The organism is Bradyrhizobium mercantei (assembly GCF_001982635.1).
GTDB lineage: Bacteria > Pseudomonadota > Alphaproteobacteria > Rhizobiales > Xanthobacteraceae > Bradyrhizobium > Bradyrhizobium mercantei.
Genome location: NZ_MKFI01000004.1, coordinates 819492 through 844725, shown reverse-complemented (window position 1 = coordinate 844725; position 25234 = coordinate 819492). Strand labels below are relative to the sequence as shown.

Annotated in this window: 23 protein-coding genes; 17 read left to right on the top strand and 6 right to left on the bottom strand. The window is 65.7% G+C overall.

Annotation, left to right across the window (positions count from 1 at the left end):
• Window positions 1-29 precede the first annotated feature (29 nt).
• Both phnE (BI327_RS21900) and phnE (BI327_RS21895) read left to right on the top strand, forming a co-directional pair.
• Window positions 30-914 (top strand): phosphonate ABC transporter, permease protein PhnE, encoded by an 885-nt coding sequence (gene phnE / locus BI327_RS21900; protein WP_076862814.1) that lies wholly within the window; start codon window positions 30-32, stop codon window positions 912-914.
• Window positions 911-1759, top strand: a complete 849-nt coding sequence (gene phnE, locus BI327_RS21895) for a phosphonate ABC transporter, permease protein PhnE (RefSeq protein WP_076862813.1) — start codon at window positions 911-913, stop codon at window positions 1757-1759. Before phnE (BI327_RS21900) ends, phnE (BI327_RS21895) begins: the two co-directional genes overlap by 4 nt.
• Before the next feature lie 240 nt (window positions 1760-1999).
• Here the strand turns inward: phnE (BI327_RS21895) and phnF are convergent, their stop codons facing one another.
• On the bottom strand, window positions 2000-2725 hold the full coding sequence (gene phnF, locus BI327_RS21890; RefSeq protein WP_076862812.1) for a phosphonate metabolism transcriptional regulator PhnF: 726 nt from the start codon (window positions 2723-2725) through the stop codon (window positions 2000-2002).
• Between the two features lie 104 nt (window positions 2726-2829).
• Here phnF and phnG point away from each other — a divergent pair, with 104 nt between their 5' ends.
• From phnG to BI327_RS21845, 9 genes are read left to right on the top strand one after another with little or no spacing between them, the layout of a single operon-like run.
• Window positions 2830-3291 (top strand): phosphonate C-P lyase system protein PhnG, encoded by a 462-nt coding sequence (gene phnG / locus BI327_RS21885; RefSeq protein ID WP_076862811.1) that lies wholly within the window; start codon window positions 2830-2832, stop codon window positions 3289-3291.
• A gap of 4 nt (window positions 3292-3295) precedes the next feature.
• Entirely contained in the window at window positions 3296-3904 is a 609-nt protein-coding gene (phnH, locus tag BI327_RS21880; RefSeq protein WP_076862810.1) for a phosphonate C-P lyase system protein PhnH, read from the top strand.
• 3 nt (window positions 3905-3907) lie between these two features.
• Window positions 3908-5011, top strand: coding sequence for a carbon-phosphorus lyase complex subunit PhnI (locus BI327_RS21875; RefSeq protein WP_076862809.1), 1104 nt, complete (start codon window positions 3908-3910; stop codon window positions 5009-5011).
• Window positions 5008-5892: an alpha-D-ribose 1-methylphosphonate 5-phosphate C-P-lyase PhnJ gene (locus BI327_RS21870; RefSeq protein WP_076862808.1), complete on the top strand. Its 885-nt coding sequence runs from the start codon at window positions 5008-5010 to the stop codon at window positions 5890-5892. Before BI327_RS21875 ends, BI327_RS21870 begins: the two co-directional genes overlap by 4 nt.
• Window positions 5885-6682 (top strand): phosphonate C-P lyase system protein PhnK, encoded by a 798-nt coding sequence (gene phnK / locus BI327_RS21865; RefSeq protein WP_076862807.1) that lies wholly within the window; start codon window positions 5885-5887, stop codon window positions 6680-6682. The genes BI327_RS21870 and phnK overlap by 8 nt, the downstream gene beginning before the upstream one ends.
• Before the next feature lie 8 nt (window positions 6683-6690).
• Window positions 6691-7389 (top strand): phosphonate C-P lyase system protein PhnL, encoded by a 699-nt coding sequence (gene phnL, locus BI327_RS21860; protein ID WP_076862806.1) that lies wholly within the window; start codon window positions 6691-6693, stop codon window positions 7387-7389.
• A 13-nt stretch (window positions 7390-7402) separates the two neighbouring features.
• The gene (locus BI327_RS21855) at window positions 7403-8557 is read left to right on the top strand and encodes an alpha-D-ribose 1-methylphosphonate 5-triphosphate diphosphatase (protein WP_076862805.1); all 1155 of its coding nucleotides are present in this window, start codon (window positions 7403-7405) and stop codon (window positions 8555-8557) included.
• Window positions 8554-9147: a phosphonate metabolism protein/1,5-bisphosphokinase (PRPP-forming) PhnN gene (gene phnN / locus BI327_RS21850; protein WP_076862804.1), complete on the top strand. Its 594-nt coding sequence runs from the start codon at window positions 8554-8556 to the stop codon at window positions 9145-9147. Before BI327_RS21855 ends, phnN begins: the two co-directional genes overlap by 4 nt.
• 31 nt (window positions 9148-9178) lie before the next feature.
• Window positions 9179-9790, top strand: a complete 612-nt coding sequence (locus tag BI327_RS21845) for a pyridoxamine 5'-phosphate oxidase family protein (RefSeq protein WP_076862803.1) — start codon at window positions 9179-9181, stop codon at window positions 9788-9790.
• A 13-nt stretch (window positions 9791-9803) separates the two neighbouring features.
• Here the strand turns inward: BI327_RS21845 and BI327_RS21840 are convergent, their stop codons facing one another.
• Window positions 9804-10403, bottom strand: coding sequence for a TetR/AcrR family transcriptional regulator (locus BI327_RS21840; RefSeq protein WP_076862802.1), 600 nt, complete (start codon window positions 10401-10403; stop codon window positions 9804-9806).
• 204 nt (window positions 10404-10607) lie between these two features.
• Between BI327_RS21840 and BI327_RS21835 the strand changes: the two genes are divergently transcribed.
• Together BI327_RS21835 and BI327_RS21830 are read left to right on the top strand one after the other, a co-directional pair.
• A complete protein-coding gene (locus BI327_RS21835; protein WP_076862801.1) occupies window positions 10608-11852 on the top strand; it encodes an efflux RND transporter periplasmic adaptor subunit in 1245 nt (414 codons plus the stop codon).
• Window positions 11853-11875: 23 nt separating this feature from the next.
• Complete coding sequence (locus tag BI327_RS21830; RefSeq protein ID WP_076862800.1) at window positions 11876-15058, top strand: efflux RND transporter permease subunit; 3183 nt, start codon at window positions 11876-11878, stop codon at window positions 15056-15058.
• A gap of 37 nt (window positions 15059-15095) precedes the next feature.
• Here BI327_RS21830 and BI327_RS21825 read toward each other — a convergent pair whose 3' ends face one another.
• The 4 genes from BI327_RS21825 to BI327_RS21810 all read right to left on the bottom strand — a co-directional run bounded on the left by BI327_RS21825 (window position 15096) and on the right by BI327_RS21810 (window position 18007).
• Window positions 15096-15314, bottom strand: a complete 219-nt coding sequence (locus BI327_RS21825) for a hypothetical protein (RefSeq protein WP_028334528.1) — start codon at window positions 15312-15314, stop codon at window positions 15096-15098.
• Window positions 15315-15530: 216 nt separating this feature from the next.
• Window positions 15531-16331, bottom strand: a complete 801-nt coding sequence (locus tag BI327_RS21820) for an SDR family NAD(P)-dependent oxidoreductase (RefSeq protein ID WP_076862799.1) — start codon at window positions 16329-16331, stop codon at window positions 15531-15533.
• A gap of 1 nt (window position 16332) precedes the next feature.
• Entirely contained in the window at window positions 16333-16887 is a 555-nt protein-coding gene (locus BI327_RS21815; protein ID WP_076862798.1) for a carboxymuconolactone decarboxylase family protein, read from the bottom strand.
• A gap of 166 nt (window positions 16888-17053) precedes the next feature.
• Complete coding sequence (locus BI327_RS21810; protein ID WP_076862797.1) at window positions 17054-18007, bottom strand: hypothetical protein; 954 nt, start codon at window positions 18005-18007, stop codon at window positions 17054-17056.
• Window positions 18008-18261: 254 nt separating this feature from the next.
• Between BI327_RS21810 and BI327_RS21805 the strand changes: the two genes are divergently transcribed.
• The 4 genes from BI327_RS21805 to BI327_RS21790 all read left to right on the top strand — a co-directional run bounded on the left by BI327_RS21805 (window position 18262) and on the right by BI327_RS21790 (window position 25175).
• Window positions 18262-21735, top strand: coding sequence for an indolepyruvate ferredoxin oxidoreductase family protein (locus BI327_RS21805; protein WP_076862796.1), 3474 nt, complete (start codon window positions 18262-18264; stop codon window positions 21733-21735).
• A 288-nt stretch (window positions 21736-22023) separates the two neighbouring features.
• Entirely contained in the window at window positions 22024-22392 is a 369-nt protein-coding gene (locus tag BI327_RS21800) for a hypothetical protein (RefSeq protein WP_076863188.1), read from the top strand.
• A gap of 216 nt (window positions 22393-22608) precedes the next feature.
• Entirely contained in the window at window positions 22609-24189 is a 1581-nt protein-coding gene (locus BI327_RS21795; protein ID WP_076862795.1) for an alkaline phosphatase D family protein, read from the top strand.
• A gap of 167 nt (window positions 24190-24356) precedes the next feature.
• The gene (locus BI327_RS21790) at window positions 24357-25175 is read left to right on the top strand and encodes an aldo/keto reductase (protein WP_076862794.1); all 819 of its coding nucleotides are present in this window, start codon (window positions 24357-24359) and stop codon (window positions 25173-25175) included.
• Window positions 25176-25234: the final 59 nt, after the last annotated feature.

Below are 25234 nucleotides of genomic sequence, written 5' to 3'. Positions count from 1 at the left end.
TCATCCCTCGAGCAGACTGGCCCGCATCGATGGCGACCGCCATTTCCATCCTTCCAGCGCAGCAACTGGCGACGCTGACCGATGCCTATCGCAAGGCGGTTGCACGCAAGCGGCTGAAGGCGACGGTGGCGACGGCGGTGTTCTGCGCGGCGCTGTTCATTGCGGCGCTCGGCGCCGAAGTGAACCTGCACACCTTCTTCACCTACTTCGGAAACTTCCTCAGCTATTTCGACCGCATCCTGACGCTGGATTCCGGTGCGCGGGTCTGGACCAATCCCGTGGAGTGGTTCTGGGGCCTGAAGAAATGGCTCCGCATGCTCGGCGAGACCCTGCTGATCAGCTATGTCGGCACGCTGACCGGCGCCGTGTTCGCGTTTGCGCTGAATTTCTTCGCCGCCCAGAACACCTCGCCGGGCCCGTGGGTGCGCTTCATCGTCCGTCGCCTGCTGGAGTTCGCCCGCACCGTGCCCGGCATCGTGTTCGCGCTGATCTTCGTGATCGCGTTCGGCCTTGGGCCGATGGCCGGCGTGCTGGCGATTGCGATCCACACCACCGGCGCGCTCGGCAAGCTGTTTGCCGAGATCGTCGAGAATGCCGACATGAAGCCGGTCGAGGGCATCCGCTCAACCGGCGCGAGCTGGCTGTCCTGCATGCGCTTCGCGATCCTGCCGCAGGTCTCGGCAGGCTACGCGAGCTATGCGCTGTTGCGCTTCGAGATCAATGTGCGTGAGGCCTCGGTGATGGGCTTCGTCGGTGCCGGCGGCATCGGCCAGGAGCTCGTGGTCGCGATCCGCAAATTCTACTATTCCGACGTCAGCGCCATCCTCATCACCATCATCGTTACCGTCTTCATCATCGACATCTCGACCGGCTGGCTGCGCGGCCGGCTGTTCGGCAAGGAGAGCCGCCGATGAGCCAGATGCCGAAGCCGGACACCGCCGAGCTGCGTTCGAAATACCCCGGCGTCTTCGAGCGTCCCGCGTCGGCACGGCTGGCGATGCCGGCCATGATCGCGGTGGCGTTGGCGATCTTCGTCTACGGCCTGGTCGATCTCGACTTCTCGCCGACCAAGCTGATCACGGGGATGAGCCAACTCGGCTGGATCACCATGATGATGATCCCGCCGAACCCCGGCTCGTCGTTCCCGCTCTACATGCAGGCGCTCGGTGAGACGCTGTCGATCGCGCTGCTCGGCACCACGCTTGCGGCGCTGTTCGCGCTGCCGGTCAGCCTGCTGGCGGCGCGCAACATCATCCCCTCGAACCTGATCCGCTTTCCGGTGCGCCGCTTCCTGGATTCGATCCGCGGCGTCGATACGCTGATCTGGGCGCTGGTCTGGATCAATGTCGTCGGGCTCGGCCCGTTCGCCGGCGTGCTCGCGATCATGGTTTCCGACTTCGGCGCATTCGGAAAATTGTTTTCCGAGGCGATCGAGGCGGCCGACCGCAAGCAGGTCGAGGGCATCCGCGCCTCCGGCGGCAACGCGCTGCATGAAATCCGCTTCGGCCTGCTGCCGCAGGTGCTGCCTGTGATCGCCGGGCAGGTGCTCTACTTCATCGAATCGAACACCCGCTCGGCCACCATCATCGGCATCGTCGGCGCCGGCGGCATCGGCCTGCAACTTGCCGAGCAGATCCGCGTGCTGGAATGGCAGAAGGTGTCGTTCCTGATCCTGATGATCCTGATCGCGGTCGCCGCGATCGACTTCATCTCCAGCAAGCTGCGCTTTGCCATCATCGGCCAGCGCGCCGTAGTTTAGGCCGCCGCGCGCTCAATCCTTCTCCCCTTGTGGGAGAAGGTGGCGTAGGCGGCCTTTGGCCGCCGTGTTCTGGAAGGACGCCGTGCCTTGGCATCGGCTACGGCGCCGGATGAGGGGTATCTTTCGGCGAACTCAGAAGACGATGTGTTCGCGGGGATATACCTCACCCGGATCGCATCTGACGATGCGATCCGACCTCTCCCACAAGGGGAGAGGTGCACTATTTGTGTGGCGGCACTCTCAGCCGTTCTCGACCAGAAACTCAACGCGCTCGGCGGCAAAGCGCGAGCGCTTGGTCACCAGCGGCTGGTCCAGCATGTCGACGTCGGTCGCGTCGACCACCAGCACCGGCCGGCCCAGCGGCAGATCGAGCCGTGCGGCGTCGGTCGCATCAACGATCGCCGCGGTGATGCGGGTCGAGGCGCGGTGGTAATCCTTGACGCCGTAATGCCCGAGCAACTTCGTCATCGAGTGGACGTTGGCGAACACGTTGCCGGCATCGGGAAACCGTTCGGCCGACAGCCAGGTGGTGGAAACGCAGATCGGTGTCCGGTCGGCGAGCCGCACCGCTTCGATCCGGATCAGCGGCGCGCCGATCTTCAGGCCGAGTTCACGCGCGATCTCGCGGTTGGCGATGTCGCTGCTTGCCTCGATCAACTGGCCGCGCGGCTCGTGCCCGCCGGCGCCGACGATCTCGGAGAATCGGGTGCGTGAGCGCAAGGGATAGGCGAGGCGCTGGGCTTCGACATAGGTGCCGCTGCCGCGCTCGGCGCGCACCAGGCCGCGCTCGGCCAAGGCGGCGAGCGCCCGCCGTACGGTGTGGCGGTTGACCCGGTAGGTCTCGGCGATTTCCATCTCGCCCGGCAGCTTTTCGCCCGCGGCAAAGCGGCCGTCAGCGATACCGCGCTCGATGCCGTCGGCGACCTGCCGCCACAAGGCGACGCCGGAACTTTCCTGCATGCTCATGTCGCGGTGATACCAGAAATCGTTGGTTTGTCACGAAACAGTCATGGCGCTCCGCTATCAAGTTGTCTATTATCATAGACAACTTGATGCAGACAAGGTTGCTCATGAGTTCGACCGGACCCAACAGTAAACAGGCCCAGCGCAAGGCCGCGATGAGCGTGCTGGCGCACTCCGCCGCCGCCGACATCGCAGGCCGGCTGGCGGCGATCGCGCTGCCTGCGCATGAGAACCTGCGCGAGCCGGAAAACGGCCTTGTGATGGTGCGCGGACGGATCGGCGGCGATGGCGCGCCGTTCAATCTCGGCGAGGCGACAGTGTCGCGCGCCGCGGTGCGGCTTGCGACCGGCGAGGTCGGTTTCGGCTACACGCTCGGCCGCGATGCGAAGAAGGCGCAGATGATCGCGCTGTGCGACGCCATGGTGCAGTCAGTGGAGTTGTCCGGCGAGGTGGAGGCCAAGGTGATCGCACCGCTGCGTGCCGCCATGAACGCCGAACGCAGCCGCAAGGCTGCCGAGACCGCGGCGACGCGGGTCGATTTCTACACGATGGTGCGCGGTGAGGGATGATGCAATGACGACGATTGCCGAAATGCCCGCAGGCTTTGCCGACAAGGTGCTGTCGGCGCAATCCACTTTCCGTTCCGTGATGGATGCGATGGCGCGCCCGGGCAGCGTGCAGCGCGTCGCCGCCAGCGTCGGAACGCCGGCCGGCATGATGCGCGGCGCGGCCGCGATCGCGCTGACGCTGTTCGATCACGACACGCCGATCTGGCTCGACGCCGCGATGTCGGCGACGCCTGATGTCGCACGCTGGCTGAAGTTTCACGCCAGCGCGCCGGTGATCTCGGATTCCTCGATCGCGAGCTTCGCGCTGATCGGCGATGCCGCGAACCTGCCGGCGCTGGAGCGCTTCGCGTTCGGCAGCAGCGAATATCCAGACCGTTCGACCACGCTGATCCTGCAGGTCGACAGCCTGACGCAGGGGCCGGCCTTCGAGCTGAAGGGGCCCGGCATCGACGGCAGCGCGCTGCTGCAGGCGATGATCAAGCCGCGCGATCTGTTCCAGCGGCTGTCGATCAACGAGGCCCTGTTCCCGCGCGGCATCGATGTCGTGCTGGTCCATGACGACAGCATCGTCGCGATCCCGCGCACCACGCGCCTGATCGCAAGCGGAGTGTGAGCGATGTATGTAGCCGTCAAGGGAGGCGAACGCGCCATCGAGAACGCCCATCGCCTGCTCGCGCATGAGCGGCGCGGCGATCGCGATGTGCCCGAGGTGACGCTGGCGCAGATCTCCGAGCAGCTCGCGCTCGGCGTCGATCGCGTGATGACCGAAGGCTCGCTGTACGACCGCGAGCTCGCGGCGCTGGCGATCAAGCAGGCGCGCGGCGATATGATCGAGGCGATCTTCCTGGCGCGCGCATTCCGCGCTACGCTGCCGCGCTTCGGTGCCACCGAGCCGGTCAACACCGGCGAGATGCAGGTGCGGCGCCGCATCTCCTCGACCTTCAAGGACGTGCCGGGCGGCCAGATCCTGGGCCCGACCTTCGACTACACCCATCGCCTGCTCGATCCGCAGCTTGCGGAAGGTTTTGTGCCGGAGCAGCCGACGACCGCGGACGCCTCGCAGGCGGCTACGCCCCGGGTCACCGACATTCTCGGCCGCGACGGCCTGATCGAATCCTCGCCGCAGGCCGATTCTGACGCTGTGGTCGGCGACCTCACGCGCGAGCCGCTGAGCTTCCCAGCCGATCGCGATCTGCGGCTGCAGAACCTCGCGCGCGGCGATGAAGGCTTCCTGCTCGCACTCGGCTATTCGACGCAGCGCGGCTACGGCCGCAACCATCCCTTCGCCGGCGAGATCCGCTTCGGCGAGGTCGAGGTCGAGTTCTTTGCCGAGGACGCTGGCTTCGCCGTGCCGCTCGGCTCGATCGAATTGACCGAATGCCAGATGGTCAACCAGTTCAAGGGCTCGACCACCGAGGCGCCGTGCTTCACCCGCGGCTATGGCCTCGCCTTCGGCCAGAGCGAGCGCAAGACCATGTCGATGGCGCTGGTCGACCGCGCGCTGCGCGCGGGCGAGCTCGGCGAGGAAGCGGCGGCGCCGGCGCAGGACGAGGAGTTCGTGATGTCGCACTCCGACAACGTCCAGTCGACCGGCTTCGTCGAACATCTCAAGCTGCCGCATTACGTCGACTTCCAGTCGGAGCTCGGCCTGCTGCGCAAGCTGCGGCAGGAATTCGCCGAAGCCAACCAGGCTCCGGAATTGCGGGAGGCCGCGGAATGAACGCGCCGACATACAACTTCGCCTATCTCGACGAGCAGACCAAGCGGATGATTCGCCGCGCGATCCTGAAGGCGATCGCGATCCCCGGCTATCAGGTGCCGTTTGCAAGCCGCGAGATGCCGATGCCCTATGGCTGGGGCACCGGCGGCGTGCAGGTGACGGCCGCGATCCTCGGCCCCGAGGATGTGCTGAAGGTGATCGACCAGGGGTCCGACGACACCACCAACGCAATCTCGATCCGAAAGTTCTTCGGCAAGACCGCGGGTGTCGCGACCACGACCTCGACGACGGATGCGACCGTGATCCAGACCCGCCACCGCATTCCCGAGGCGTCGCTGCATGCCGGGCAGGTGCTGGTCTATCAGGTGCCGATCCCTGAGCCGCTGCGCTTCCTCGAACCGCGCGAGACCGAGACGCGGCGCATGCACGCGCTCGCCGAATACGGGCTGATGCATGTCAAGCTCTACGAGGACATCGCGCGTTTCGGCCACATCGCGACCGCTTACGCCTATCCGGTGAAGGTGAATGCGCGCTACGTGATGGACCCGTCGCCGACGCCGAAATTCGACAATCCGAAGATGGACAATTGCGCGGCGTTGCAGCTGTTCGGCGCCGGCCGCGAGAAGCGCATCTACGCGATCCCGCCCTACACCACCGTGGTCTCGCTGGATTTCGAGGACCACCCGTTCACGCGCTACCGCTTCAACGCGCCCTGCGCGCTGTGCGGCGCCGACAACTCCTATCTCGACGAGATCGTCACCGACGACAAGGGCGGGCGGATGTTCGTCTGCTCCGACACCGACTTCTGCGAGCAGCGCCAGGCGGCCGGCCACCACGGCACCGAGAGCGCGGCGCCGCACAAGGAGAAGGCGCATGTCTGAGCTCGCAAGCCTCGACAACGACCAGCCGTTGCTGGTGGCCGACGGGCTCGCCAAGAATTACGGCCGGCTCGCGGCCTGCCGCGACGTCTCGTTTGCGCTCTATCCCGGCGAGGTGCTGGCGATCGTGGGTGAGTCCGGTTCGGGCAAGTCGACGCTGCTCCAACTGCTCTCGGCGCAGCTCGCGCCGAGCGCGGGGCGGGTGTCCTACCGGATGCGCGACGGCGTGCTGCGCGATCTCGCTGAGCTCGGCGAAGCGGAGCGGCGCTTCCTGTTCCGCACCGACTGGGGCTTCGTGCATCAGGACCCGGCGCAGGGCCTGCGCATGGGCGTTTCGGCCGGCGCCAATGTCGGCGAGCGGCTGATGGCGGTCGGCTGGAATCACTACGGTCGTATCCGCGACACCGCCTCGACCTGGCTCGAGCGGGTCGAGATCGATGTCGGCCGCATCGACGATGCGCCGAAGACCTATTCCGGCGGCATGCGGCAGCGGCTGCAGATCGCGCGCAACCTCGTCACCGAGCCGCGGCTGGTGTTCATGGACGAGCCGACCGGCGGCCTCGACGTCTCGGTGCAGGCGCGCCTGCTCGATCTGATGCGCAATCTGGTCAGCGAGCTTGGACTAGCCGCCATCGTCGTCACCCACGATCTCGCCGTCGCGCGCCTGCTGTCGCATCGCGTGATGGTGATGAAGGGCGGCCGAGTCATTGAGACCGGCCTCACCGACCAGGTGCTCGACGATCCTCGCGAGCCCTATACACAGCTGCTCGTTTCCTCGATTCTGCCGCCATGAGCTTGCCAATGACCGCGATGATCGAACTTGCCAACGCCGAGAAGACCTTCACCATGCATCTGCAGGGCGGCGTCGAGCTGCCCGTGGTGCGCGGCGTCTCGTTCCACGCCGATCCGGGTGAGTGCGTGGTGCTGTCGGGCCCGTCGGGCGCCGGAAAATCCTCGATCCTGAAGATGATCTTCGGCAACTACCGCTGCGACAGCGGCCGGATCGACATCCGCCACCACGGCAAGGTGATCGACCTCGCCACTGCGGAGCCGCGCCAGGTGCTGAGCATCCGCCGCTCCACCATCGGCTATGTCAGCCAGTTCCTGCGTGCGGTGCCGCGGGTGGCGACGATCGACGTCGTCGCCGAGCCCCTGATCGCCAACGGCGTGCCGCGCGAGGAAGCCCGCGAGCGGGCCGGAAAACTGCTGCGCCGACTCAACATCCCGGAGCGGCTCTGGACCCTGCCGCCCTCGACCTTCTCCGGCGGCGAGCAGCAGCGCGTCAACATCGCGCGCGGCTTCATCTCGGACCTGCCGATCCTGCTGCTGGATGAGCCGACCGCTTCGCTCGATGCGGCGAATCGCGCAGTGGTGGTCGAGCTGATTGCGGAGAAAAAGACCAAGGGCGTCGCGATGGTCGCGATTGTCCATGACGACGAAATCCGTCATCTGATCGCCGACCGTATCGTCGACGTGACCTCGTTCGCTGCCGCTGCCTGAAGGACCTTTTGAAATGACCGCCAAGCAAGACAGCATCATCGGCAACGCCCGGCTGGTCCTCGCCGATCGCGTGATCGAGCAGGGCTGGGTCGCGATTGCCGACGGCAAGATCGCCGAGTTCGGCGAGGGCAGGGCGCCGGAGGCTGCCGAGGACGCCGCCGGCGACCTCCTGATGCCCGGGCTGATCGAGCTGCACACCGACCATCTCGAGATGCACTACGTGCCGCGGCCGAAGGTGTTCTGGAATCCGGTCGCCGCCGTGATCTCCTATGACGGGCAGCTCGCGACCTCGGGCATCACCACGGTGCTGGATTCGCTGCGGGTCTGGCGCGAGGACGGCGCCGAGGATGTCGACGGCCGTGCCGGCGTGCTGGCGGCGGCGATCTCGGCGGCGCGCGAGGAGGACCTGCTGCGCGCCGATCACTTCCTGCATCTGCGCTGCGAGGTGCCGATGCCCGACGTCGTCGCCGAGGCCAAGGAGCTGATCGACCGGCCGGACGTGCGGCTGATGTCGCTGATGGACCATACGCCGGGCCAGCGCCAGTTCCGCGACGAGGTCAAGCTGCGCGACTACTACCGCGGCAAGGGCGGCGGCATGACCGATGCCCAGCTCGATGTACTGTTCGCACGGCGCTTCGCCTATCAGAAGGAATATGCGGTCGCCAACACCCGCGCGATCGTCGCGCTGGCCCATGAGTACAGGATCCCGCTGGCGAGCCACGACGACACCACCGAGGAAAACGTGGTCGACGCCGTCAACGACAAGGTTGCGGTCGCGGAATTCCCGACCACGATGAAAGCCGCGCGCGGCTTGCACGCGGCCGGCATCGACATCCTGATGGGCGCGCCGAACGTGGTGCGCGGCGGCTCGCACTCCGGCAATATCGCCGCCGTTGATCTGGCCAATGAGGGCATGCTCGATATCCTGTCGTCGGACTACATCCCGTCCAGCCTGTTGATGGCGGCCCTGCAATTGCCGCGGCACGTGCCGGCGATCGATCTCGCCTCCGCCGTCCGTACCGTGACCAAGACCCCGGCCGAAGCGGTCGGTCTGTCAGATCGCGGCGAGATCGCGGTCGGCAGGCGCGCCGACCTGATCCGCGTTCATGTCGCGCGCGATCTGCCGGTCGTGCGCAGCGTCTGGCGCGAAGGGGGGAGGGTCGCGTGACCGACGCGTCCGTCATCGCCGGGCAGCGCGCCGCAATCGGCCCCGGCCGGTTGATCCTGGTGGTCGGCCCGAGCGGCGCCGGCAAGGATACGCTGCTGGGGCTGGCCAAGGCGGCCTGCGCCGATGATCGCGACGTCGTGTTTCCCCGCCGCCTGATCACCCGCCAGGCCTCGGTGTCGGAAGACAATGAAGAGGTCAGCGCGGAGAATTTCCAGCGCGCAGCCGCCGGCGGCGACTATGCGATGCACTGGGAAGCGCACGGCCATCGCTACGCGCTGTCGCGGGCGATCAACGACGAGATCCGCGCCGGGCGCACCGTGATCGCGAATGTCTCGCGCACGGTGATCGCGGCGGCGCGGCGCAACTATGCCAATCCCATCGTGGTGTCGGTTACGGCGCCGCCGGACGTGCTGGCGGCGCGGCTGGCCGCGCGGGCGCGCAGCAGCGACGGCCTGCTCGCGCAGCGGCTGGCCCGCACCGTCGAAGAGAGCACCTCGACGCCCGATTTCACCATCGTCAATTCCGGCACCGCCGAATACCACGCGCGACAGCTTGTCCGCATCATCAAGGGCGAACGCTGGGACGAGTAGTGACGACGAGCCACAAAGGAGAACAGCACTGATGTCGGTGATCTCTACGATCGAGCAGCTTGAGGCGATCTACGGTTTCCCGAACGACGCGTCGACCGTGAAGGTCGCCGATCACGTGACGCCGCTCTATCGTGTGCTCATCGAGAAGTCGCCATTCGTGTCGCTTGCGACCTCCGGCCCCGAGGGGCTCGATTGCTCGCCGCGCGGCGACCTGCCGGGCTTCGTGCGTATCCATGATGCGAAGACGTTGATGATGCCGGATCGCCGCGGCAACAACCGCTGCGATTCGCTGCGTAACATCGTGCGCGATCCCCGCGTCGGGCTGCTGTTCCTGATTCCGGGTTCGGGCAGCACGCTGCGCGTCAACAGCCGCGCCTATGTCACGGCCGAGCCGGAGCTGCTCGCCTCCTTCAAGATGGAAGGCAAGGCGCCGCGCACGGTCATCGTGATGAACGTCGAAGAGATCTACTTCCAGTGCGCCCGCGCGATCGTGCGCTCCGAGCTCTGGAATCCGGACAAGCAGGTCGATCCGAAGACCTTGCCGACGCCGGGCCAGATTCTCGCCGAGATGAGCGAGCACACGGTCGGTGGAGAAAAGTACGATCGCGAATGGCCGGAGCGCGCGCGCCAGACGATGTGGTGACGCCAAGGGTGACTCAGCCCTTCGTCTGTTCCTCGAACGCCTTCAGCGACACCGCCGCGATCTCGCGCAGCGCCTCGCGGTCGGCGCCCGAGGAGGCCATCACGCACATTCCTGATGTCACCGCGGACAGATAACGCGCTAGCGTGGCTGGATCGACGCTCTCGCCGAGGTCACCTTCGGCCTTGGCGCGAACGAAGCGTTCGCGCAACTGGTCCTCGGTGCGGGTGCGACGCGCCGCCAGTTCAAACGGAACGTTCTCCGAGCCGGTGCCGCAGGCCAGGCCCCCTTGGACGAGCAGACAGCCGGGCGGGTTGGCCGGGTCGGTCTGGGCGTCCGCATGCTCCATCAGAAAGCGCTCGGCCACCTCGTGCGCGGTCGGGGCATCGACCACCCTGTCCATCCAGGCGTCGCGCTTTTCGGTGTAACGGTCGAGCGCAGCCTTCAGCAGGCCTTCCTTGCTGCCGAAGGCGGCGTAGAGGCTCGGCGGATTGATGCTCATCGCCTCGGTGAGCTGCGCGATCGTCGCGCCCTCGTAACCGTGGCGCCAGAACACGTCCATGGCCCGGTCCAAAGCGGCGTCCGCGTCGAAAGCGCGGGGGCGTCCCATTCCCATTTCTCGTTACTCCGTAAGCCGGGGCCCGTTTCTATGTCGGATTGTCCCTGGCTTATCCTCTTGTTGCACGTGATGTTTTTCCCGCGACTTCCCATTTCCCCATGAATGAGATAATAATTCGTAGTGCTCGATACATAAGTATCTTGCGAACCGGCGTCTAGCTCCACATTTGTAGTGAACACTACAGATATCTGGAGCGCGTGAATGCCCTCGTCAACCCAAAATCCCCGTTCCGGCCGTTTCCGACGCGTCGTCGGCGGTGTCGTGATCCTTGGCGCCCTCGCGGTGGCCGGTTCGATCGCGACCGGTCACTATTTCCATGCCGCCCAGGCGACCGCCACCGCGGCCGCCCCCGAGCCGGCGGTTCCGGTCACGGTCGCCGTGATCCAGCCACGGCCAACCACCCTGTTCGATGACTTCTCGGGTCGGCTCGAGGCCGTCGACCGCGTCCAGCTCCGGCCGCGGGTGGCGGGCGCGATCCTGTCGACCAACTTCACCGAGGGCGCGCTGGTGAAGTCCGGCGACATCTTGTTCAAGATCGATCCCGCGCCCTACACGGCCGAGGTCGACCGCGCCCAGGCCCAGCTCGAGGCCGCCAAGGCCCGCGTCGTGTTCACCACGAGCGAGGTCGAGCGCGGCGCGCAGCTGGTCGGCAACAACATCGTCACCAAGCGCGATTTCGACCAGCGCGACAATGCCAATCGCGAGGCGGTCGCCAACGTCAAGGCCGCCGAAGCCGCGCTGCAGACCGCGAAGCTCAATCTCGACTACACCGAGGTCCGCGCGCCGGTCGATGGCCGGGTCGGCCGGATCGAGGTGACGGTCGGCAATCTCGTCGCGGCGGGCACCTCGTCGCCGGTCCTGACCTCGCTGGTCTCGGTCAATCCGATCTATGCGAGCTTCGATGCGGACGAGGAAGTGGTGCTGCGCGCGCTGAACTCGATCGCGGATGCCTCCGGCAAGCGGGGCAATCTCGACCAGATCCCGGTCGACATGGTGACGTCGGGCGGCCTCAGCGCCAAGGGGCACATCCAGCTGATCGACAACCAGGTCAACGGGCAGAGCGGCACGATCCGCGTCCGCGCCGTGTTCAAGAACGATGACGGCCGGCTGATCCCCGGCCAATTCGCCCGCGTGCGCATGGGCCAGCCCAAGCAGCAGACGCTGGTGTTGATCGACGAGCGCGCGGTCGGCACCGACCAGGACAAGAAGTTCGTCATGCTGGTCGGTGATGACAGCCGCGCCGTCTATCGCTCCGTCACGCTCGGCGGCGCGGTCGACGGCCTGCGGATCGTCACCGCCGGCCTGAAATCCGGCGACCGCATCGTCGTCAACGGCCTGCAGCGCGTGCGTCCCGGCGCACTTCTGAAGATGGAAGTCGCCGAGATGGGCGCGCGCGGCATGCAGCAGGCATCCACTGAAACCAACCAGCACGTCGTGCAGCGCTAGGCGCTGCACGCGGGGGCGGAGCCATGAATCTCTCAAAATTCTTCATCGACCGGCCGATCTTCGCCGGTGTGCTATCGATCCTGATCTTCCTGGCCGGCCTGATCTCGCTGGTGGCGATGCCGATCTCGGAATATCCCGACGTGGTGCCGCCGTCGGTCGTGGTGCGCGCGACCTATCCCGGCGCCAATCCGAAGGTGATCGCCGAGACGGTGGCAACGCCGATCGAGGAGCAGATCAACGGCGTCGAGGGCATGCTCTATATGTCGAGCCAGGCAACCACCGACGGCGCGATGACGCTGACGGTGACGTTCCGGCTCGGCACCGACCCCGACAAGGCCACCCAGCTGGTGCAGAACCGCGTGCAGCAGGCCGAGCCGCGCCTGCCGGCCGTGGTGCGCCAACTCGGCATCATCACCAAGAAGAGCTCGCCCGACCTCACCATGGTCGTGCATCTGCTGTCGCCGAACAATCGCTACGACATGACGTATCTGCGCAACTACGCGGTGCTCAACGTCAAGGACCGGCTGGCGCGGATCGACGGCGTCGGCGACGTCCAGCTCTATGGCGCCGGCGACTATTCGATGCGGGTCTGGGTCGACCCGCAGAAGGCCGCCGAGCATGCGCTGACCGCAAGCGACGTGGTCCGCGCGATCCAGGCGCAGAACGTCGAGGCTGCCGCCGGCGTGGTCGGCTCCTCGCCCAGCGTCAAGGGCCTTGACCTCCAGCTCTCGGTCAACGCCGAGGGCCGGCTGTCGACAGAGGAGCAGTTCGGCGACATCGTGGTCAAGACCGGCTCGGCCGGCGAGGTGGTGCGGCTGCGCGACGTCGCCCGCATCGAGCTCGGCGCTTCCGAGTACGGCTTGCGCTCGCTGCTCGACAACAAGCAGGCGGTCGCGATTCCGATCTTCCAGGCGCCGGGGTCGAACGCACTCGAGATTTCCGACCACGTCCGCGCCACCATGGCCGAGATCAAGAAGAACATGCCGGAAGGCGTGTCGTACCAGATCGTCTACGATCCTACGCAATTCGTGCGTTCCTCGATCGAGGCCGTGATCCACACGCTGCTCGAGGCGATCGCGCTCGTCGTGCTGGTCGTGATCCTGTTCCTGCAGACCTGGCGCGCCTCGATCATTCCGCTGATCGCGGTCCCGGTGTCGATCGTCGGCACCTTCGCGGTGATGCATGTGTTCGGCTTCTCGATCAACGCGCTCAGCCTGTTCGGCCTGGTGCTGGCGATCGGCATCGTGGTCGACGACGCCATCGTCGTGGTCGAGAACGTCGAGCGCAACATCGAATCCGGCCTGTCGCCGCGCGACGCCACCAACCAGGCGATGCGCGAAGTGTCCGGCCCGATCATCGCGATCGCGCTGGTGCTCATTGCGGTGTTCGTGCCGCTCGCCTTCATCTCCGGCCTCACCGGACAGTTCTACAAGCAGTTCGCGCTGACGATCGCGATCTCGACCGTGATCTCGGCGATCAACTCGCTGACGCTGTCGCCGGCGCTGTCGGCGCTGCTGCTGAAGGGGCATCACGAGCCGAAGGACTGGCTGACCCGGGTCATGGAACGATCGCTGGGCTGGTTCTTCCGCGGCTTCAACAAGGTCTTCACCAGGTCGTCCGAAAACTACGGCCGCACCGTCACCAAGGTGATCTATGGCAAGGCCGTCGTGATCGGCCTCTACGTGCTCCTGATCGGCCTCACCGGCGTGCTGTTCAAGCAGGTGCCGTCGGGCTTCGTGCCGGGCCAGGACAAGCAGTACCTGGTCGGCTTCGCGCGGCTGCCTGACGGCGCGACGCTCGATCGCACCGAGGAAGTGATCCGCAAGATGAGCGACATCGCGCTGACCCAGCCCGGTGTCGAGAGCTCGGTGGCCTTTCCCGGCCTGTCGATCTCCGGCTTCACCAACTCCTCCAATGCCGGTATCGTGTTCTCGACCTTGAAGCCGTTCGACGAGCGCAAGGATCCGTCGCTCTCGGGTCCGGCGATCGCGGCAGCACTCAACAAGAAGTACGCCGGCATCCAGGACGCCTTCATCGCCATGTTCCCGCCGCCGCCGGTCAACGGCCTCGGCACCATCGGCGGCTTCAAGCTGCAGATCGAGGATCGTGCCGGCCTCGGCTATGAGGCGTTGAATGACGCGACCAAGGCGTTCATGGCGGCGATGCAGAAGGCGCCGGAGATCGCCGGCGTGTTCTCGAGCTTCCAGGTCAACGTGCCGCAGCTGTTCGCCGACATCGACCGCACCAAGGCGTTGCAGCTCGGCGTGCCGGTGACGGAGGTCTTCAACACGCTGCAGATCTATCTCGGCTCCTACTACGTCAACGACTTCAACAAATTCGGCCGCACCTATTCGGTCTATGTGCAGGCCGACGCGCCGTTCCGCGCGCGGGCCGACGACATCAGGCAGTTGAAGGTGCGCTCGTCGTCCGGCGACATGGTGCCGCTGTCGGCCTTGCTGAAGGTCCGCCAGAGCGCCGGTCCGGAACGTGCCATCCGCTACAACGGCTTCCTGTCGTCCGACATCAACGCCGCCGCGGCGCCCGGCTATTCGTCCGGCCAGGCGCAGGAAGCGGCGACGCGGATCGCAGCCGAAACGCTGCCGCCCGGTTTCGCTTTCGAATGGACCGACCTGACCTATCAGGAGTTCATCGCCGGCAATTCCGGAATCTGGGTGTTTCCGCTGGCGATCCTGCTGGTGTTCCTGGTGCTCGCCGCGCTCTATGAGAGCCTGGCGCTGCCGCTCTCGATCATCATGATCGTGCCGATGGGCCTGTTGGCCGCGATGTTCGGCGTCTGGCTGTCGAAGGGTGACAACAACGTCTTCACCCAGATCGGCCTGATCGTGCTGGTCGGATTGTCGGCCAAGAACGCCATCCTGATCGTCGAATTCGCGCGCGAGCTCGAATTCGCCGGGCGTTCACCGATCAGGGCCGCGATCGAGGCGAGCCGGCTGCGGCTGCGGCCGATCCTGATGACGTCGATGGCGTTCATCATGGGCGTGCTGCCGCTGGTGCTGTCGACCGGCGCGGGCTCGGAGATGCGGCGCGCGATGGGCGTCGCGGTGTTCTCCGGCATGATCGGCGTCACGGTGTTCGGTCTGTTCTTGACGCCGGTGTTCTATGTGCTGCTGCGCACGCTGACCGGCATGAAGCCGCTGACCCAGCACGGCGAGGCGACGATCCCTGGAAAAGCACACGCGGCATGATGCCGCGTGTGTAAGCCTCGTGTCAGTTTGAAGGGAATCAGGCTGCGATATCGAGCAGCAAGAGTGACGAACCGCGGACCAGCACCTTGCGGCCCGCGGGCGTCAGTTCGAACGAATCGCCGCGCACGGCGACGTAGCCGAGCGTGATCAGGCTCTCGACGGCGAACCGGTTCAGCCGTGAAGGGTTTGCTGCGGGAGCCCGCAGCGCTTTCAGCGCATCCCACTGATCGGGTCTGAGTTCGAATTCTTCGCTCATCGGTTCAGGCACTCCAGAAGTTCTTGGCGTGCGAGATACAGAGCGCAGATGAATTTCGTGCGACCACAACGAGTCAGGATTTCGATTTATGTGGACGCGTCGTCACATCGCCGTGTCATTGGAATACTTCAATTTTTTCGAATCATTGCGGCGCAATAACGCGTGATTTCGTCACAGAGATTAATCCCGAATAGTCACACAGGTTAATCACCTCGATTAACCACGTCGCACGCTCGCGCCGCCATCGACCGGCAACGTGACACCGGTCACGAAATTCGCTTCGTCTGACGCGAGAAACAGCGCGGCGTTGGCGACATCCCAGCCGGTGCCCATCTTGTGGCGCAGCGGAACCTTGCTGTCGCGCTCGGCCTCGACCTCGGCGCGGCTCTTCTTGAATTCGCGTGCGCGCGTGTCCACTGCCATCGGTGTGTTCATCAACCCCGGCAGGATCACGTTTGCGCGAATGCCGTATTGCGCATTCTGGTAGGCGAGCTGTTCGGTGAAGGCGATCATCGCCGACTTGGTTGCCTTGTAGGCGACGTAAGGGTAGGTCGTGATCGCGGCCATCGACGAGATGTTGATGATCGAGCCGCGCTGCTGCGCGCGCATGATCGGGATCACGTGCTTGGCGGCGAGGATGCAGCTCTTCAGATTGATCGCGACGCAGCGGTCGAACGCCTCCTCGGTGATGTCGAGCAGTTCGGCATCGCCGCCGGAGAGGCTGACGCCGACATTGTTGTGCAGGATATCGACACTGCCCCAGCGGCCATGCGCATCCGCCACCATCGCCTCGATGCCGGCGTTCTTCGTCACGTCGGCCTTGAAGGCGGTCGCGGTGCCGCCCTTGGCCGCGATCAGGTCGACGGTCTCCTGCGCCGACGCCAGATTGTGATCGACGCACAGCACCTTGGCGCCTTCGCGCGCGAAGGTCAGCGCGGTGGCGCGGCCGTTGCCGATGCCCTCGCCGGGGCTCTGGCCGGCGCCGACGACGATGGCGACGCGATCTTGCAGGCGCATGTCACTTCACTCCCTGTAACGGGTACTGTTGCAGCACCTCTTTGTAGGTGGGCTCGTTATCGATCTGCATGGTGGCCAGCACGCGCACCACGGCGCAGTAGAACGCGATCGTCAGCACCAGATCGGTCATGTGCTCGTCGGACAGATGCTGCTTGATCTCGGCGAAGGTCGCATCCGACATCGCAAGCTCGCGTACCATCTCGCGGGCGCCCCTGAGGATTGCTTTCGCCAGCGGCTCGAGCTGCGATGGCTTGCCGTCGGTCTCCGCGATCAGGCCTTTGATGTCCTCGTCGGTGACGCCGAACTCCTTGCCGATCTTCACATGGTGGGTGAACTCATATTCCGATTTCTCCAGCCAGCCGACCTGCAGGATCGCGAGCTCGCGCAGCCGCGGATCGAGCTTGCTCTTGAAGCGGATGTAGCCGCCGATGCCGTTGAAGGCCCGCGCCATGTCCGGCGAGTTCACCAGCAGCTTGTGCAGATTGGTGTTGCGCTTGAGCATGTCGCGATATTCGGGGGCGACCTGGTCGGCTTCGAGATAGGGCAGGCGGGCCATTGTTGTTGTCCTTGGCTCGGCGGCTTGCGGAAGATGCGGCTAAAGCGCGATGAGAAATCGTCATCGCGCTTTGGTTTATCGTTTGGGCATGATCTCCGCGCAAACGCCTTTGGCGTTTGTCGCGGGGGAAACCGCTTCGCACTTTTCCGGATCATGCTCTAGCGCTTCAGCCGTAGAGTGCCTTATGTTCGCTGGCGTAGTTGGCGTAGGAGTCCTTCATGCTGGCGCCGTTCAGCAGCATGGTCGCGACCACGCCGTTGTCGGCATCGAACACGGTCGAGCGCACCCACATGCTCTCGGTGCGCTTGCTGCCGGAGAGCGCCACGACCTCGCGCTCGACCCAATAGGTCTCGCCCGGGAACAGCGGCCCGCGCAGCAGCCGGATCTCCTGGTCGGCGAACAGCCCGACGGCCGGGCCGCGGACCGGCAACCGGTCCTCGCGTGCACGGTACTGGAACAACACGCTCAGCATCTCCATCGGGATGATGGCGCGGCCCCACGGATTGTGCTCCTGGGCGTAGTAGCCATCCGAGGGTTCGGTGATCACCTTGAGCTTGTCGGCCAGCGAGAACGGGTAGAGATCGCCCATGTTCTGGTCGAAATCCATCTTGATCGCCTGCCGGGGCGTCTTCATGCCGACCTTGATGTCGGCGAGGATGACTGGATCGGTCAACGGCTTCAATTCGCCGAGCCGATGGCTCAGCGCCGTCTCGGTGCCGTCGCCATCGATCGAGGCGGTGCCGCGCAGGATCTCGGTGCCGTCGCGCTTGATCATGCCGATCGCGCAAACCGTCTGGCCCGGCTGCGGCTTCTCGATCCGGGCCTGCACCTCCTCGCCTTCGAACACCGGGTTGCGGTAATGCGCCGACAGGCAGCCGGTCTCGAACCAGGCGCGGCCCCAGATCCGCTCGCCGAGCGGGGCGAACTGGCTGAAATGGGTCGGCCCCTCGATCGTGCCGCCGCGGAAGCCGAGCTTCTGCGCGGTGGCATCGTCGTGGATCGAAGCGTGGGAGTCGTAGGTCTGGGCCTGCAGCATCTGCTTCGGGCTGCGCCAGGGACCCGCCAGCAGATTGTCCTTCTCCACGACTTCCGTCGTGAACGCGGATTCGACTGTAATCATCCTTGGTCTCCCTTTGCGCGCCACCGTTTCAAAGATGTCGGGGTTCGGCAAGCCTCGCAGAGCAACAAGGGCCTCGCAGAGCAACAAGGCCTCGTAGAGCAACAAGCCCTCGCATGCGCAACATGAGATATGTGCTGCGGCCATGGAACGGGGCTGTTCATGCATAACAAAATCAGTGCATGCTGATGCATGATCATGCGCAAGATCAAACAATGAGACCGGTTCGGACCGGCGTTTGACTGACGGGGAAACTGATGGCGTTGATGGAAGTTGGACTGGACGACAAGTACCGGTTGGATACGAAACGAATCTTCCTCTCCGGTACCCAGGCGCTGGTCCGATTGCCCATGTTGCAGCGCGAACGCGACCGTGCGCACGGGCTGAACACCGCCGGTTTCATCTCCGGTTACCGTGGCTCACCGCTCGGCATGTACGACCACGCGCTGTGGCGGGCGAAATCCTTCCTCAGGGAACACGACATCGCCTTCGTTCCCGGCCTCAACGAGGATCTGGCGGCGACCGCGGTGTGGGGCAGCCAGCAGGTCGGCATGTTCCCCGGCGCCAAGGTCGATGGCGTGTTCGGAATCTGGTACGGCAAGGGCCCGGGCGTCGACCGCTCGCTCGATGCGCTCAAGCACGCCAATTCGGCCGGCACCTCGCCGAACGGCGGTGTGATCGCGCTGGCCGGTGACGATCACGGCTGCCAATCGTCCACGCTCGCGCATCAGAGCGAGCAGGTGTTCGCCTCGGCGCTGATGCCGGTGGTCAATCCGGCGACGCTGCAGGATTATCTCGACCTCGGCATCCTCGGCTTCGCGCTGTCGCGCTTTTCCGGCTGCTGGGTCGGCTTCAAGGCGATCTCCGAGACGGTGGAAAGCTCGGCGTCGATCGTCAGCGATCCCGATCGCATCAAGATCATCACGCCGGACGATTTCGAAATGCCGCCGGACGGGCTCGCGATCCGCTGGCCGGATCCGCCGCTCGACGCCGAGCGCAGGCTGCACGGGCCCAAGATGGAGGCGGTCGCGGCCTTCGCCCGCGTCAACCGGTTCGACCACATCGTGCTGGATTCCAAGCCGGCGCGGCTCGGCATCATGGCGACCGGCAAGGCCTATCTCGATCTACGCCAGGCGCTCGCCGATCTCGGCATCACCGACGCCGAGGCGCAGGCGCTCGGCCTGCGCATCTACAAGGTGGCGCTGACCTGGCCGCTCGAAGCGCGCGGCGCGCGCGCCTTCGCCGAAGGCTTGCAGGACGTGCTGGTGGTCGAGGAGAAGCGCGGCTTCATCGAGGACCAGCTGGTCCGCATCCTCTACAACATGGACGCTGCGAGGCGTCCCTCGGTGGTCGGCAAGCGCGACGAGAGCGGCGCGCCGTTGCTGCCGAGCGAGGGCGAATTGACGCCGACCATGGTCGCCGCGGCCGTGGTGGCGCGACTGCGCAAGCTCGGCCATCGCAGCCCGCTCTTGGAGCAGCGGCTGGCAAAACTCGAGGCGTTCGATCGCCCGGCCGAGGGCACGGGCGCCGCGAAGCTGTCGCGCACGCCGTATTTCTGCTCGGGCTGCCCGCACAATTCGTCGACCAAGATTCCCGAGGGCAGCCGCGCCATGGCCGGCATCGGCTGTCACGGCATGGCGCTGTCGGTGCCGAACCGCAACACGCAGACCATCTCGCATATGGGCGCGGAGGGCGTGAGCTGGATCGGGCAGGCGCCGTTCACCAGCGAACAGCACGTGTTCCAGAACCTCGGCGACGGCACCTACACGCACTCCGGTCTGTTGGCACTGCGTGCGGCAGCGGCTGCCGGCGTCAATATTACCTACAAGATCCTCTACAACGACGCGGTTGCGATGACCGGTGGTCAGCCGGCCGAAGGCGGCTTCACGGTGTCGCAGATCGCGCACCAGGTCTGGGCGGAGGGCACCAAGAAGCTTGCGATTGTCTCCGACGATCCGGACAAATATCCCGCCAACTACTTCCCGTCCGGCGCCACCATCCACCATCGCCGCGAGCTCGACGCCGTGCAGCGCACCCTGCGCGAGATCGAGGGCCTCACCGTCCTGATCTACGACCAGACCTGCGCCGCCGAGAAGCGCCGCCGCCGCAAGCGCGGGCTGTTTCCCGATCCGGCCAAGCGTGTCTTCATCAATGAGCGCGTCTGCGAAGGCTGCGGCGACTGCTCGGTCGCCTCGAACTGCGTCTCGGTGCAGCCGCTGGAGACCGAGCTCGGCCGCAAGCGCCGCATCGACCAGTCGAACTGCAACAAGGATTTCTCCTGCATCGAGGGTTTTTGCCCGAGCTTCGTGATGGTGCAGGATCCCAAGCTGCGCAAGGCGGACCGCACCGCCGCCGATCCGAAGGCCCTGTTCGCAGACCTGCCGACGCCGGCTGCGAGCGCACTGACGGCCCCCTACAACATCCTGATCACCGGTATCGGCGGCACCGGTGTCATCACCATCGGCGCGCTGCTCGGCATGGCCGCGCATGCCGAGGGGCTCGCCTGCTCGACGCTCGACTTCACCGGCCTGTCGCAGAAGAACGGCGCGGTCATGAGCCATGTCCGGCTTGCGCCGGCATCCGACATGCTGACCACGGTTCGCATCGCGCCTGGCAACGCCAATCTGATCCTCGGCTGCGATCTCGTGGTCGCCACCAGCGTGCCGGCGCTGAGCCGCGCGGAGCGCGGCGTCACCCGTGCCGTCGTCAATGCCGACCTGCTGCCGACCGCGAGCTTCGTGATCGATCCCGATATCGATTTCGAGGCCAGCTCGATGCGCGATGCGCTGAACGGCGCGGTTCGGCCCGACGATCTCGACATCCTCGATGCGACGGGGCTGGCGACCGCGCTGATGGGCGACAGCATTGCCACCAACGCCTTCATGCTCGGCTTTGCGTTCCAGCGCGGTGCGATCCCGCTGTCGGTCGAGGCGATCCTGAAGGCGATCGAGCTCAACGGCGCCGCGATCGAGATGAACAAGACCGCGTTCTCGTGGGGCCGGCTTGCCGCGCACGATCTGCAACGCGTGGTCAGCGCCGCACGCTTCAAGACCGCGGGTGCCGCTCCAGCGAAGAAGACGCTCGACGAGGCGATCGCGTTCCGCGCCAAGATCCTCACCGACTATCAGGACGCGGCTTACGCCAAGCGCTATCTCGACGACGTCGCGCGCGTCCGCGCGGCCGAAGCCGCCGCCGCGCCGGGCTCGCAGGACCTGACCGAGGCGTTTGCAAAGGGCCTGTTCAAGCTGATGGCCTACAAGGACGAATACGAGGTCGCGCGGCTCTATTCCGATGGCGAGTTTGCGAAGGCCTTGAGGGAGCAGTTCGAGGGCAATTCCGGTTTGAAGGTCCTGCTGGCGCCGCCGCTGCTGGCGCAGCGCGATCCCGTCACCGGGCGCTTGCAGAAGCGCGAATTCGGGCCGTGGATCTTCAAGGCGTTCGGCCTGCTGGCGGGGCTGAAGGGCTTGCGCGGCACCGCGTTCGACATCTTCGGCTACACCGCCGAGCGCAAGATGGAGCGCGCATTGCCGGTCGAGTATTCGGCGATGATCCTGCGTCATCTCGACGGCAGGAAGCCGCTCGACCTGCCGCGCCTCGTGGCGCTGGCGAAGGCTGCGGACCTCGTGCGCGGCTATGGCCACATCAAGGAAGCCAACGTCGCCCGCTACCGCACCGAGTGCGCGCGGCTGGAGCGTGCGATCGGCCAGCCGCTGGCGCAGGCGGCGGAATAGGCCAAAGCGTTTTCGAGCGACGTGGCTACCGGTTCGCGAAGAAAACGCGTCCGAACAGAACCCATAGCGCCGTTCCGATTCCATCGGAACGGGGCTCCAGGCGGCAGGGGAACTTTCCGCTGTTGCCTTGGTTGACCAGTAACCCTGCTGGCCGCAGCGGCTGGATTCGCGCGGCCGGGTCCCTACATGATGGCTGTTCTGTTCGAGTGATTTCAGGAGGCCCTTTTGACGGTCCTGAAAAGCGCTTTCGTTGCAACTGTTTGTACCGCGTGCCTGGCTTTGGGCGGCGTGGCGTTGGCTGACGAGTATCGGCCGAGCGAGTTCTTCAGCCTCGACCTCTCCCGCGCCGTGCTGTCGCCGAAGCCGCTCGGCCCGCCGGCGCAGTTCGAGCCTGTTCCAGTCGAGGCGAAGGCCGACCACGGCCCCGATCAGCATGCAGCCGTCGAGCCGCAGGTCGAGGAGCCGAAGGTCGAGCGGCGGAAGCCGGTGCGGACCACCCGCGTGACGGCGCCCGAGCGAAAGCGCACGGTCGCGCGCGTCCCCGCCCGCGCTAAGCTGGCGCGGCGGCACTCTAACCCGCTCGATGCGGAAGCCCGCGACACCCGTATCCAGACCTGGCCCTGCCGCACAGGCGGAATCTGCAACTGGCAGCGGTGAGGGGCCTCACCTCGTCCCATTCGTCATTGCGAGCGTAGCGAAGCAATCCATGCTTCGGCATGTGCTGAGCGATGGATTGCGTCGTCGCTGGCGCTCCTCGCAATGACGGGAGTCATCCCGCCGTCGCAAAACCGTCGGCGCAGAGTCAAGAAACTGTAAGTCCGGAGTCAAACGGCGCAGGCAAAACCCTCGTCAGGATTCGACGAAGGTTACTGAATGCCGACAGCGATCTCCGCGAGGCGGCGAGGCCTCACAAGGCGTCAGCTTCTGGTGCGCTCGGCGTCCACGGCCGCGCTGGCGGGATTGGGCGCACTGGCGAGGCCCTATCTGAGCCGCGCGGCGGATCGGCCCGCGATCGCGGGCATCCAGTCCGGCGACGTTGCAAGCGATTCCGCTGTGATCTGGGCCCGCGCCAATCGCACGGCGCGGATGCGCATCGAATGCGCCGCGGTCGAGAGCTTCGCCACCATCCTGCGCACCGCGACCGCCGATGCGCTGCCCGAGCGCGACTTCACCGCCAAGCTGCTGCTCGATGGCCTGCCGCCGGGCCAGGACCTGTTCTATCGCGTCGGCTTCGAGGACCGCGACGGCGTCTCAGGCGAACGACGGATCGGGCACTTCCGCACCGCGCCGGCCGACCGCCGTTCGGTGTCGTTCGTCTGGTCCGGCGACGTCGTCGGACAGGGCTGGGGCATTGACCCCGCGCGCGGCGGCCTGCGTAGCTATCGCACCATGCTGAACGAACGCCCGGACTTCTTCATCCACTCCGGCGATCACATCTATGCCGATTGCACGGTGCCCTCGGAGCAGGCGCTGCCGAACGGCGAGGTCTGGCGCAACATCGTCACCGAGGAAAAATCCGTCGTCGCGCACAGCCTCGAACAGTTTCGCGGCAACTACAGATACAACTGGCTCGACGAGCATTTTCGCGCCTTCCATGCCGAGGTGCCAATGTTCGCGCAGTGGGACGACCACGAGGTGGCCGACGACTGGTCGCCGATCGGCACCGCCGACGCGACCGGCTACGATGCGGACGGCAGCTCGCGCCTGGTGGCGCGGGCGCGCCGCGCCTTCCACGAATTCATGCCGATGCGGCTGATGCCGGAACGCGACGGCCGGGTCTATCGCAAGATCTCCTACGGGCCGCTGCTCGACGTCTTCATCATCGACATGCGCTCCTACCGCGATTGCAGCTGGAACAAGCAGGGCGATCCGGACCAGGCGTTCATTCTCGGCGCGAGCCAGCTCGCCTGGCTGAAGCGGGAGCTAGTGGCGTCGGACGCTGTATGGAAGGTGATCGCGGCCGACTTGCCGATCGGGCTCGTCAGCCTGGATGCGGTCGCGCTCGGCGATGGCCCGCCGGAGCGGCGCGAGCACGAGATCGCCGATCTCCTGTCCTTCATGAAGCGCGCCGGCGTCCGCAACATGGTGTGGCTCACCGCCGACATGCACTACACCGCCGCGCATCACTATGATCCGAACCGCGCGGTGTACCAGGAGTTCGAGCCGTTCTGGGAGTTCGTCTCCGGCCCGCTGCATGCCGGCACCTGGTCGCCTGGCGAGCTCGACAACACCTTCGGCCCGAAGGCGATCTACCAGAAGGGCTGCTCGGCCGAGCAGGGCGACAACCTCGCGCCATGTTTCGGCCTGCAATTCTTCGGCCGCGTCGACATCGACGGCAAGACCGGCGTGATGACGGTGACGCTGAAGGACGTCGACAACCACGATCTCTGGTCGGTCGACATCGAGCCGTGGCCGGACGCACGGCCCGGCCAGATCATGGCGCAGCACATCTAGAGCGATCTCTAGCCCCGTCGCGACATCTTGATTGCGGGCGCCTTGCCCGCGAGCCCGCTTTGGGGGCAGACTGGATATCGGCAGTTCTGCCAATTTCATTCCCTTCAGCCGATTTGCTGGCGTGACGTCGTCGATGACATCGGCGTCCCACGCGTCAGGAGCTATCCATGGACAATCTGCAGACACAGGGCATCAGCCTGCCGCAGCTCGGGCTCGGCACTTTCCGCATGCAGGGCGATGCCTGCCGCACGGCGGTCGAGAGCGCGCTCGGGCTCGGTTACCGCCACATCGACACCGCCGAGATGTACGGCAATGAAGAGGCGATCGGCGCGGCCATCGCGGCCTCCAACGTCGCGCGCAAGGACCTGCATGTCACCACCAAGGTCTGGCACGAGAATTTGGCGCCGGATGCGATCCGCAGGGCGTTCGACGCCAGCCTGAACAAGCTGCAACTCGATCACGTCGACCTCTATCTGGTGCACTGGCCGTCGCGGAGCATGAAGCTGGCCGCCGTGTTCGAGACGCTGATGCAGCTGAAGCAGGAGGGCCGCGTCCGCGCGATCGGCGTCGCCAATTTCACCACCGCGCTGCTCAAGACCGTGGTCGAGGACATCAAGGCGCCGATCGCCTGCAACCAGATCGAATATCACGCGATGCTGGATCAGACGGCGGTGCGGACATATCTTGCCGCGAAATCGATCCCGCTGGTGGCCTATTGTCCGCTGGCCCAGGGCCGCTTTGCGACCGACGAGACGCTGGCGAAGATCGGCCGCAAGCATGGCGGGACCGCAGCCCAGGTGGCGCTGAAATGGCTCCTCGACCAGGACGGTGTTGCGGCGATACCGAAGGCCTCGCGCGCCGAAAGCCAGCAGGCGAATCTCGACGCCCTGAAGGTCAAGCTCGACGATGCAGACCGCAAGGCGATCGCTGCGCTGCGCAAGGACATGCGCTGCGTCAATCCGGGCTTTGCACCGGCGTGGGATTGAGCCCGACGAGCATCTGATCAAGACGTAGAATTAAAAAATGGCTCCGCGAGGAGCCATTT

What these genes read in the sequence shown, in the direction of transcription:
- BI327_RS21825 (WP_028334528.1), bottom strand. Translation starts at nt 15,314, where the DNA reads ATGAGCGAAGAATTCGAACTCAGACCCGATCAGTGGGATGCGCTGAAA.
- phnH (WP_076862810.1), top strand. Translation starts at nt 3,296, where the DNA reads ATGACGACGATTGCCGAAATGCCCGCAGGCTTTGCCGACAAGGTGCTG.
- BI327_RS21810 (WP_076862797.1), bottom strand. Translation starts at nt 18,007, where the DNA reads ATGATTACAGTCGAATCCGCGTTCACGACGGAAGTCGTGGAGAAGGAC.
- phnF (WP_076862812.1), bottom strand. Translation starts at nt 2,725, where the DNA reads ATGAGCATGCAGGAAAGTTCCGGCGTCGCCTTGTGGCGGCAGGTCGCC.
- BI327_RS21845 (WP_076862803.1), top strand. Translation starts at nt 9,179, where the DNA reads ATGTCGGTGATCTCTACGATCGAGCAGCTTGAGGCGATCTACGGTTTC.
- BI327_RS21870 (WP_076862808.1), top strand. Translation starts at nt 5,008, where the DNA reads ATGAACGCGCCGACATACAACTTCGCCTATCTCGACGAGCAGACCAAG.
- BI327_RS21835 (WP_076862801.1), top strand. Translation starts at nt 10,608, where the DNA reads ATGCCCTCGTCAACCCAAAATCCCCGTTCCGGCCGTTTCCGACGCGTC.
- BI327_RS21820 (WP_076862799.1), bottom strand. Translation starts at nt 16,331, where the DNA reads ATGCGCCTGCAAGATCGCGTCGCCATCGTCGTCGGCGCCGGCCAGAGC.
- BI327_RS21875 (WP_076862809.1), top strand. Translation starts at nt 3,908, where the DNA reads ATGTATGTAGCCGTCAAGGGAGGCGAACGCGCCATCGAGAACGCCCAT.
- phnL (WP_076862806.1), top strand. Translation starts at nt 6,691, where the DNA reads ATGACCGCGATGATCGAACTTGCCAACGCCGAGAAGACCTTCACCATG.
- BI327_RS21840 (WP_076862802.1), bottom strand. Translation starts at nt 10,403, where the DNA reads ATGGGAATGGGACGCCCCCGCGCTTTCGACGCGGACGCCGCTTTGGAC.
- phnK (WP_076862807.1), top strand. Translation starts at nt 5,885, where the DNA reads ATGTCTGAGCTCGCAAGCCTCGACAACGACCAGCCGTTGCTGGTGGCC.
- phnG (WP_076862811.1), top strand. Translation starts at nt 2,830, where the DNA reads ATGAGTTCGACCGGACCCAACAGTAAACAGGCCCAGCGCAAGGCCGCG.
- phnE (WP_076862813.1), top strand. Translation starts at nt 911, where the DNA reads ATGAGCCAGATGCCGAAGCCGGACACCGCCGAGCTGCGTTCGAAATAC.
- phnE (WP_076862814.1), top strand. Translation starts at nt 30, where the DNA reads ATGGCGACCGCCATTTCCATCCTTCCAGCGCAGCAACTGGCGACGCTG.
- BI327_RS21830 (WP_076862800.1), top strand. Translation starts at nt 11,876, where the DNA reads ATGAATCTCTCAAAATTCTTCATCGACCGGCCGATCTTCGCCGGTGTG.
- BI327_RS21790 (WP_076862794.1), top strand. Translation starts at nt 24,357, where the DNA reads ATGGACAATCTGCAGACACAGGGCATCAGCCTGCCGCAGCTCGGGCTC.
- BI327_RS21815 (WP_076862798.1), bottom strand. Translation starts at nt 16,887, where the DNA reads ATGGCCCGCCTGCCCTATCTCGAAGCCGACCAGGTCGCCCCCGAATAT.
- BI327_RS21805 (WP_076862796.1), top strand. Translation starts at nt 18,262, where the DNA reads ATGGCGTTGATGGAAGTTGGACTGGACGACAAGTACCGGTTGGATACG.
- BI327_RS21795 (WP_076862795.1), top strand. Translation starts at nt 22,609, where the DNA reads ATGCCGACAGCGATCTCCGCGAGGCGGCGAGGCCTCACAAGGCGTCAG.
- BI327_RS21855 (WP_076862805.1), top strand. Translation starts at nt 7,403, where the DNA reads ATGACCGCCAAGCAAGACAGCATCATCGGCAACGCCCGGCTGGTCCTC.